A 9,457-nucleotide genomic window follows, 5' to 3' on the forward strand; every position below is an offset into this window, starting at 1 on the left:
CGGCAAATCATTCGTGCTTACTCGGCTGTGTCGCTACGGATTGACAACAACGGTTAACACAAATGCGGCAAGACAGTCAAAAATGGCATTTTTGAGTACCTTTAAAAAAAGTAATTAAAAGATCCATTCGTTTCCCCACTCCGCAACTTGCGTTAACCGAAACGTAAACCATAGCCCCGAACTCAACTTGCGATAACCGTAACCGTTGTACGAAACCTAAAAAGAAGGTGATTTTATTTTTATGTTTCCTGATATTCTAATATATCACCAGGCTGACATTCCAGAACCTGACATATTGAATTTAATGTGCTAAAACGAACAGCCTTTGCCTTTCCAGTTTTTAAAATTGATAAATTTGATAAAGTAACACCCACCCTCTCAGAAAGTTCATTTAAGGACATTTTCCTCTTGGCCATCATAACGTCTACATTAACAACTATAGCCATAATTAAACTGTTAATTCGTTTTCCAACTGTATTTCAATTCCTCTCTTGTAAAATAAAGCAACAATAAAAATTACACCCGCCATAAAAAGAAATTCTTCTGCACCCCAATCGAATGGTATAAGAATATTTTTTATACCCAACCATTTGCTGTACCCTGTCCCAATTGACGCGATCAATCCTGTAAAAAGAGAAAAGTAGCTGATCTTGAGGATCAACTTTGATAATTCTTTATTAAATGGAGAATGTTCATCGAACTTGGTAAATAGTTTGATTACGAGAAAAAATATATAAGCCTGGAGAACTAACAATGAAATTATTAGAGCTAAAAGCATTACATAATGGCCAACACCAAATTCATAAAGCGTTGAAAGATTGAGCCCCAAGTATAAATCTTTGGTCGCCCCCTGATTTACAAAAAGACTGACAAAAGAAGAAATAACCATCGCTCCTGCTTTAATACATATTCCAATAAAAATCACCCACGAAACGACTTTCATTGTGCTTAAAATTTTATTTGTTTTCATTTTGGCTTTTTAAGTATTACACAAATATCAATAATAATTTATTGAAAAACAATAATTTATTATTATTAGTCATCAAAATCGAAAAAGCCTGCGTACAATAATGGATACCAATAACTGCTGAATACCTCTTAAAAATGGCATTTTTGACTACCTTTAAAATTCAGCCTTTAATGATAATTCGGGTTCCCAAGTCGCAATTTGCGTTATTCGGCCATTAGCACAAGCTGAAAAATCCAAACTCATAAAATATATGTTGAATTTTAAAAGAAGACTTCAACTACAAAGTTTAATTATTGTTACAACCCTATCTATCAGCCTTTTATCCGTATCCTGCAAAGAAAGATCTGATTCTTCAAACAATGGAGAAAGTGAATTAATAATGAAAATCAATGCTGTTCAGGAACAGGTTATGGCACAGGGAAATTTGACAAAAGAAGAGGAACAAGCAATACGAAGTATATGCAGTATTATGTCACAGGAGGACGGTTTGGCAAATTATACTACTGACAATAGTATGATATTAAAAGATGTAGAAATTACGCCAGTGTATAATGGTTGTGAAGATCTCTCTAGAGAAGAAACAAGAGAATGCTTTAAAGAAAAAGTAGCGGAATTTATAAAGCGGGAATTTAATACAAATTTGTTGAAAGAATTAAATCTTTCAGAATCAAAGAAGGTTGAAGCTTTTTTTATAATCACTGAAGACGGGAATCTAACCGGCATGAAAGTCAGAGATGCAGAATTAACTATTCAAGCTGAAATTTTGAGAGTACTTAGAAAAATGCCAGTAATGGAACCCGCTATTAACAATGGAAAAAGTGTCTCAGTGTTATGTTCTTTGATAGTTGAATATGGAGATGAAATCGAAATTAATTTCGTTTACATTCCTGAAAGACCAAATAACGAATAAATTTAAAGCTCTAATTATAGAGCCGGGAAAAAGCCAGTTGCCAACACGGTTACCACAAACACGACAGACACGTCAAAAATGGCATTTTTGACTATCATTGAAATTTGTGTTAGGCGAAAAATTATAGCTCCCACACCACACTTTCGTAACCGGGACCTTATTTGAAGCAGTCAACAATGATGAAATTAAATAAAATTTTATACTTAATCATCTTCATAAGCCTTAATACCTACTCGCAAAGAATTTTCGAAGAAAATGGCAATAGAAAATTTTCAGACACCTTAAACATTCAATTACTTCACAAAGTTTGTGATAATTTGAGAATAAAATTTTCGAATGTTTATACTTACAAATCTCATTCAGTCAGCTTGCAAGCAGACAAAACCTTCTTTGCTATACAATACATTATTAAAAATACCAATGATGGAGATCTATATACAACAAAATATTTATTTGCTGACAATGCAAGTGGACAAGTGATTGATCATGTTGATGATACAATACACTACTACAGTCAAGAAGCGGTTCAACCTTCTCCATCATATATTTTAAAAAACCCAATTCAATTATCTGAGAATATATCTGGAATCGGTGTAATAACTGAAGAATCGGCAGGAAGTTGCGCAACATTATATTCTCAACAAAGAATATCGATATTTACTTTGTCAAAAAACAAGATAAAGGAAGTATTGAAAGGCTATCCTATAAGAAAGACTCAGGGAGAATCAAATTGTTCAGGAAGTTATGAAATTGAAATCTTTGAAAAGTCCATTGAATTGACGACAGAAAAAACCAAGGGGTTTTTTGATCTTTTGGTAACACAAATGTTCACCTATGAAAAGGTGGTCGAAGAAAACTTAAATGAAAATAAAGCAGGCAAAAAAACAGTAAAAAACAAAACTGAATTTCAGAAACTTACGTTTAACGGAATAGACTACAATTTTAAAAAAGATGAATATTGAAGTTTTCTAAATTATTGAAGAACGAAGGCCAGATTACAACAAAGGTTAATTTAGTCTTGAATCGAAACCCTTGTGCCCGCGCCGGTAATGCCTGTTTGTTCCACTCCCAGTCACACCCGCGAGCTCATTCCGTTTTTGTACGAAACCGTCAGCGCTATTTTAATATGGAAAAACTATTAATTAACCTACTTCTAATCTTTTGCGTTGCCTTCAATGCATCTTCCCAATCTCTCTCTTCTGCTCGATCCAACATCTTTGATCAGTATACCACAAAATTTGGTCACCCACGGGAAATAAGAAATACAAATACTTTTTACAACGACTCTGGCAAAGAGGTTAAAGAAGAAAAAATTATTTTTTCAAAATCTTCAGATACTATATCGGAGCTGAGATATAAAAATTCCCTGCTGGATGCGAGGCTCATTTTCATTTTTGATAAGGAGGGTAAACTAATTTTAAGAACATTAACCAACAAAATTCCCCTGGTGGGCTGGCAAAGTCAAAAAGCCGAATACAGATATGGTAAAAACGGACTTACAGCGATCATTAACTATAATTCAAATGACGTAATTTCTGGAAAAGCAATTTTTAAAAATGATTCCAAGGGAAACCCTGTTTCTATGGAGCTCTATGATCAAGACAGCAGATTATTAGGATATGAAAAAGCGGAATATAATTATGAAGACAGCACCTACACTTACAAAGTCTATGATTCCAGTAATAACCTACAAACCAGCAAAGAGTACGAAATCAATTCTGAAAGACCTAACTCATCAGAATATAATGAAATTGGAGATGTCATCTTGTATCGGAGGAACTGGAACGAAAATGATAACACTTTCTATTTGATAGAATATAAATACGATGAGTTAGGAAACTGGATTGATAAAAAGATCTTCACTATTGAGAAGAAAGGAGATAAATTCGTTAAAAAGAAAAAAAATAAAAGATTTAAAAGAAAGATCAAATACTGGTAACGGTTACTAACCCCAGCATCATATAGCAAAAACACGAAAGACCCGTCAAAAATGGCATTTTTGAGTACCTTTAAAAGGGGGTAATTAAAATTTCCATTTTTTTTCCCAATCTGCAACTTGTACTATTCTAGACCCTGGGGAGCAAGTAAAACAATATAATGGTGGTAATCAAATTCTTGATATTACTTTTGATCTTCACTTCGTGTAAAGTGGTTAAACAGAACAAGCTCAATGTTGACGCCTCTTCTTCACTCCAGGAAATTGTATTTGTAACTGATAGAGATGGCAACTCCGAAATATATGTCATGGACATACACGGAGAGAATCTACGAAATATTACAAATAATGATTCTCTAGACTTCAGTCCTTCGTGGTCTCCTGATGGCCAAAGTCTTTATTTCTATTCTAAAAGAGATGGTAATGCCGAAATATATTCTCTCAAATCTGGAGGAGCAGATTTAACCCGACTAACAAACCATCCGGCATCTGACATACTTCCCGAATTATCACCCGATGGAGAGACTATCGTGTTCATGAGTGATAGAGATTCTCTTTCAAGGAACATTTATCTAATGAACAAAGACGGCTCGAATATAAGACCTCTAACAAAAAACAGGTTCTATGAAGAAAGTCCCAGTTGGTCAAAAGAAGGTCGGGAAATTTTATTCACGAGACAATTACGTGATTCAGCGGATACTTCTCATGCGGCTAATGGAGAAATACATATCATGGATATTAAAGGCGAGAATATCAGAAGACTAACCAGGAAAACTGGTTACGATTCAGGTGCCAGGTTTTCACCAAATGGAAAGCAAATCGCCTTTTACGGTTTCAATGATAAGAATTGGGACCTATACATTATGAATTCTGACGGCACAAATTTGTATAATCTCACTAATGATAGTGTAGAATGCTATTCGCCGGATTGGTCTGCAGATGGACAATGGCTTGTTTATACAGCAGGAAAGAAAGGGAATTACAATATTTGGAAAATACATATCAGCACAAAAGAACGAATCCAGTTGACCAATACCAACGGCAGAAATGAAAGCCCTGTTTGGAAGAAATAGAAGGAAAAAAACGTTTTATAGTTCCTTCTGGCTGAATTTTCAGTCGGAATTCCTTGCAATTTGATATCTTCCGATTACTGCTGAAAACAAAGCCAGGTTCAGCAATTAGCCATCCGACATGAAAACACTTCCGGTTCTATTAATTACGTTGTTTACCTACTTCGCTTCAAGTAGTCAATCTGTGGTGAAGGAGTTAAGTGAAAGCGATTTTTCTATTGGCAAATCAATTACGATTGAGTCCAAAATATTAGGAGAAGAACGAATCCTGAATATCTATTTGCCTTCCTCCTATTCCACAGATAGCTTGAAAACCTATTCCTTGATTTATTTACTCGATGGCTCAAGGGATGAAGATTTCATTCATATCAGTGGAATTGTGCAGTTCGCGTCATTCCCATGGATCAACACCCTACCGGAAAGTATAGTTGTGGGCATTGCAAACATCGACAGAATGCGAGATTTCACCTATCCGTCAGGAAACAAATTAGATCAGACAGAATTTCCTGAGTCTGGAGCATCAGAAAAATTTATAGGTTTTTTAGAGAAGGAAGTACTTCCGTTTGTAGAAAATAGATTCAGAACTAATGACGAAAGAACTTTTATTGGACAATCACTAGGCGGACTTTTAGGAACGGAAATTCTGCTTAAAGCACCGCATATGTTCGATAATTATATTTTAGTAAGTCCAAGTTTATGGTGGGATGATGAGAATCTTTTGAAAGCAGAGATCGGGAATTTTGACTCCTGTAAGAAAATCTATATTGCTGTAGGTAAAGAAGGTGATGTCATGGAAAGAACAGCAAAAGGTCTCTATGAAAAATTACTGACCGAAAAATCGAACAACACCAACCTCTATTTTAATTTTTTAGAAGATAAAACTCATGGAGATGCACTGCATGAGGCCGTATACAAAGCTTTTGAGGCTTTTGCCCAGAAAACTACCTCTACCAGTGATTAACGAAGCTGTGACAGACCTCTCAAAAATGGCATTTTTACCAGCCCTTCAAATCGCACCTCAACCTGCCCCTCCTGCCCCAGGCTTTCTGTGCTCTAAAGTTGCGAAGAGTTCAAGCAGCCTTCAGTATCGCGGGCGTGTCATACCATTAGGTGAAACGGGTGGCGTAATTTTTAAAGTAGAAATGAAGACAATCTTCTTGATTTGTATGCTGCTTTTCAATACTGCAATGGCGCTGGCGCAAGGACAAGAACCTAAAGCAATACTCATAAAGAATATCAAGCTGATCGATGGTACAGGTGGCCCTGTTTTAAAGGAAAGATCGGTTTTAGTAGAGAACGGGGTGTTCAGAATGATTGGACATTCCTCCGATTTTCAAGCCTTGAAGGATGTAACGATCGTTGATGGGAAAGGGAAAACCATGATTCCCGGTTTGGTAGGAGTTCATAACCATCTTCATATTCCGGGATTTCCGTTTATAGGAGAAGTGGCTTCCAAGTTGTACTTAGCATCTGGCGTTACCACTATTCAGACCTGCGGAGCCGCTTCAGCAAAAAGAGAAATAGCGCTTGCTAAAAAAATTGCGGCAGGTGAAGCAATTGGTCCCGAAATAATTCCGAGTGGGCCCTATATTACAGGTAAAGGTGGCAATCCAAATATGATCATTCCCCAAAATGAGATCCATTTGCGAGATACTATAAGGTTCTGGGCAAATCAAGGCGTGAAGTGGCTGAAGGTGTACAGAAATATAGAACCAGAATTTCTTAAAATTGTGATTGATGAAGCACATAAAAGGAATCTTAAGGTTACAGGGCATCTTTGTTCTGTCACATTCAAGGAAGCTTCCGAAATGGGCATAGATGCGATCGAACACGGTTTTAATAGCGTTTCATATTTCAGGAGCAATAAGAAAACAGGAACATGTTCTGGTACAAGAGAATACATTGACACTCTTGATATGCAGTCTAAGGAGGTGGATGATCTCTTGCATCGACTGGTGAAAAATGGAACTGCTTTAACCTCTACCCTGAGTATTTATGAAGCCAGCATTCCCTCGCGCAGATTTATAGATGAACGTAGTGCAGAAATCATGGCAGCTTCCTTTCGGGAGGATTTTCAGCACTTGAAGGATCAGCCAGACCAGAAAGAGATTAATGCGATTCGAGAAAAACGTTTCAAAAGGATCATGGAATTTGAATACAGATTCTATCAAAAAGGAGGCATCCTTTCAGCAGGCGTAGATGCAGGCCGCCATGTGCTACCAGGGTTTGGAGATAAGAGAAATTTCCTGCTCTTGCTGGAAGCTGGTTTTACGACACTTGAAGCGATCAATATTATGACAAAAAATGGCGCTCTTAAGTTAGGCAGGTCCGACATTGGCACTATAGAACCTGGAAAAAGGGCCGATTTTGTGATCCTCGACGGAGACCTGGAACTGGACCCAAAGGTGATAGAAAAGACGGAAAAGGTTTATAGCAACGGAAAGCCTTACGATCCAGAAGTGATCCTTGAAAGTTTAAAAGGGAAATATGGCGAATGAAACCTGCATTTCCAAGATCCATTTCAGCTGAAGGATTCACTCCAACTGAGGATTCATCTCAATCATCCTATTACATTGATCGTTTACAAAAGCATTTGACCTCAGCCTGAATTGGAATAAATGAGAACCACCAGAAAACAACTGACTTTATTCATTGATGATGCGTCTGGAAATATTGAGAGAATTCGGGCGACTTATAATCCTGTCCAGTTCAGCATTATTCCTGCGCACGTAACGCTGTGCCGGGAGGACGAGCTTGAGTTTATCGATGATATTCTTGCCCGAATAAGAACTATTTCTCTCGAGAAACCCCTGCATGTCGCCTTTCAGGGGGTGGAAAGGTCTGCCGACGGGAAAGGCGTTTTCATGCCATCTTCAGGAGAAAATGAGGAATTTAGGGAATTAAGACAAAACGTGCTGGGGGAAACCAATTTGAAGAAAGAACAGGTCCCTCATATCACCCTCATGCACCCCAGGAATTCGACATGTGATGATGAGATTTTTGAGCAAATAAAGCAATATGAACTGCCCGTTACCCTCGAATTTGAAAAAATAAGTTTGATCGAACAAAGTGATGATGGGAAATGGAAGCTGTTGCAGGAATTTCACCTGGTCAAAAAATGAATTAAACAGGTGGAGTTTTAAGCCAGAGCTTTTCCAGTTGCAGGTACAAAAATTTTACCGCTGCACTTCTGCTTATCTGAAAAAGAAAAAAACTGGGCGACGAATAATTCCCTACATTTATTAGAAGATCTGGAGCAGGAGGTGCAGGAGTTTTTGCTGAAAACATGGCGCTATGCAAGGATTAGTCAAATAATTAGAAACGAATGGCATCAATCAATCCACACCTCAACTTCAACGGAAATGCCGAAGAAGCCTTTAAGTTTTATCAGTCGGTTTTTGGAGGAATTTTCGAAAGGATTATCAGGTTAAAAGATCTGGAAAGTTCCGATCTTCAAATCGAACCTGAAGACGCAAATAAGATCATGCACATTGCGCCGCCCATTGGTAGTAATCAGTTAATGGGTAATGACGTGCCTCAGAGTATGGGCAGGGTCAATGAAAATGAGAACAGGTCCAAGATTTCTGTATCTGCTGAAAGCCGGGAAGAAGCCGACAGAATTTTAAACGGACTCTCAGCCGGTGGCGATATTGAAGTGCCCATAAGCGACAGCCCCTGGGGTTCCTATTTTGGAATGTTCAGAGATAAATTTGGGATTGAATGGATGGTCAATTTTGATTCGACCCAAACAAGCAGCTAGCTCTAAAGGTGCCAAAAACGTCATTTCGAAGCAGCTTTTTTTGCGACTGAACAATCTATCTTGTCTCCAATTGGAATTTGGTGCTTATAATTTGGAATTTCCTTTCAGGTTTCTCGCAAAGCCCGCAAAGTTTATCCGCAAAGGCCGCAAATCGTTTGTCATTTCGACAGAGCCTTTTCTTTTGAGAAAAAGAAGAGGCGACGAGAAATCTCTAATGGAAGCTCTCACAAAGGTCACAAAACCAAAAAATAAGAGCACGAAGAAATGGTCCTCCAATTTGGGCTTGGGTGCTTGTGATTTGGAATTTCCTTTCAGATTTCCCGCAAAGCCCGCAAAGTTTGCCCGCAAAGCCCGCAAATCGTTTGTCATTTCGACGAGAAATCTCTATTGGAAGCTCTCACAAAGTTCACAAAGCCAAAAAATAAGAGCACGAAGAAATGGTCCTCCAATTTGGGCTTGGGTACTTGTGATTTCGAATTTCCTTTCAGGTTTCTCGAAAAGGCAAAGCTCAACCGCAAAGGCCGCAAATCGTTTGTCATTTCGACAGAGCCTTTTCTTTTGAGAAAAAGAAGAGGCGACGAGAAATCTCTAATGGAAGCTCTCACAAAGGTCACAAAACCAAAAAATAAGAGCACGAAGAAATGGTCCTCCAATTTGGGCTTGGGTGCTTGTGATTTGGAATTTTGTACGTCCCTGATATAGGTTGACCACTAAATCAACTTATATGAGATCTAATTTCAAATTACTAAAGAAGCATCGTCGGTATTCTGATGAGTTTAAGAGGCAGATCGTTGCCGACTATGAAAGTGGA

General features: G+C 37.8%; 10 protein-coding genes. 8 read left to right on the top strand and 2 right to left on the bottom strand.

Annotation, left to right across the window (positions count from 1 at the left end):
* Positions 1 to 239 precede the first annotated feature (239 nt).
* Positions 240 to 446, bottom strand: coding sequence for a helix-turn-helix domain-containing protein (locus tag HC175_RS12020; protein WP_168138745.1), 207 nt, complete (start codon positions 444 to 446; stop codon positions 240 to 242).
* Between the two features lie 2 nt (positions 447 to 448).
* Positions 449 to 970 carry a DUF2975 domain-containing protein gene (locus tag HC175_RS12025; RefSeq protein WP_168138746.1) on the bottom strand — a complete coding sequence of 174 codons (522 nt, stop codon included), beginning with the start codon at positions 968 to 970 and terminating at the stop codon, positions 449 to 451.
* Between the two features lie 250 nt (positions 971 to 1,220).
* Between HC175_RS12025 and HC175_RS12030 the strand changes: the two genes are divergently transcribed.
* The 8 genes from HC175_RS12030 (at position 1,221) to HC175_RS12065 (ending at position 8,646) form a co-directional block, all read left to right on the top strand.
* The gene (locus HC175_RS12030; RefSeq protein ID WP_168138747.1) at positions 1,221 to 1,880 is read left to right on the top strand and encodes a hypothetical protein; all 660 of its coding nucleotides are present in this window, start codon (positions 1,221 to 1,223) and stop codon (positions 1,878 to 1,880) included.
* A 176-nt stretch (positions 1,881 to 2,056) separates the two neighbouring features.
* Positions 2,057 to 2,842, top strand: coding sequence for a PA3715 family protein (locus HC175_RS12035; RefSeq protein WP_168138748.1), 786 nt, complete (start codon positions 2,057 to 2,059; stop codon positions 2,840 to 2,842).
* 164 nt (positions 2,843 to 3,006) lie between these two features.
* Positions 3,007 to 3,819: a hypothetical protein gene (locus HC175_RS12040; protein WP_168138749.1), complete on the top strand. Its 813-nt coding sequence runs from the start codon at positions 3,007 to 3,009 to the stop codon at positions 3,817 to 3,819.
* Between the two features lie 158 nt (positions 3,820 to 3,977).
* Complete coding sequence (locus HC175_RS12045; RefSeq protein WP_168138750.1) at positions 3,978 to 4,889, top strand: DPP IV N-terminal domain-containing protein; 912 nt, start codon at positions 3,978 to 3,980, stop codon at positions 4,887 to 4,889.
* Positions 4,890 to 5,007: 118 nt separating this feature from the next.
* Complete coding sequence (locus HC175_RS12050) at positions 5,008 to 5,847, top strand: alpha/beta hydrolase (RefSeq protein ID WP_168138751.1); 840 nt, start codon at positions 5,008 to 5,010, stop codon at positions 5,845 to 5,847.
* Positions 5,848 to 6,028: 181 nt separating this feature from the next.
* Complete coding sequence (locus HC175_RS12055) at positions 6,029 to 7,384, top strand: amidohydrolase family protein (protein ID WP_209309980.1); 1,356 nt, start codon at positions 6,029 to 6,031, stop codon at positions 7,382 to 7,384.
* Positions 7,385 to 7,504: 120 nt separating this feature from the next.
* The gene (locus HC175_RS12060) at positions 7,505 to 8,008 is read left to right on the top strand and encodes a 2'-5' RNA ligase family protein (protein WP_168138752.1); all 504 of its coding nucleotides are present in this window, start codon (positions 7,505 to 7,507) and stop codon (positions 8,006 to 8,008) included.
* A gap of 203 nt (positions 8,009 to 8,211) precedes the next feature.
* Positions 8,212 to 8,646 carry a VOC family protein gene (locus HC175_RS12065; protein ID WP_168138753.1) on the top strand — a complete coding sequence of 145 codons (435 nt, stop codon included), beginning with the start codon at positions 8,212 to 8,214 and terminating at the stop codon, positions 8,644 to 8,646.
* Positions 8,647 to 9,457 lie beyond the last annotated feature (811 nt).

Source organism: Salinimicrobium oceani, assembly GCF_012037645.1.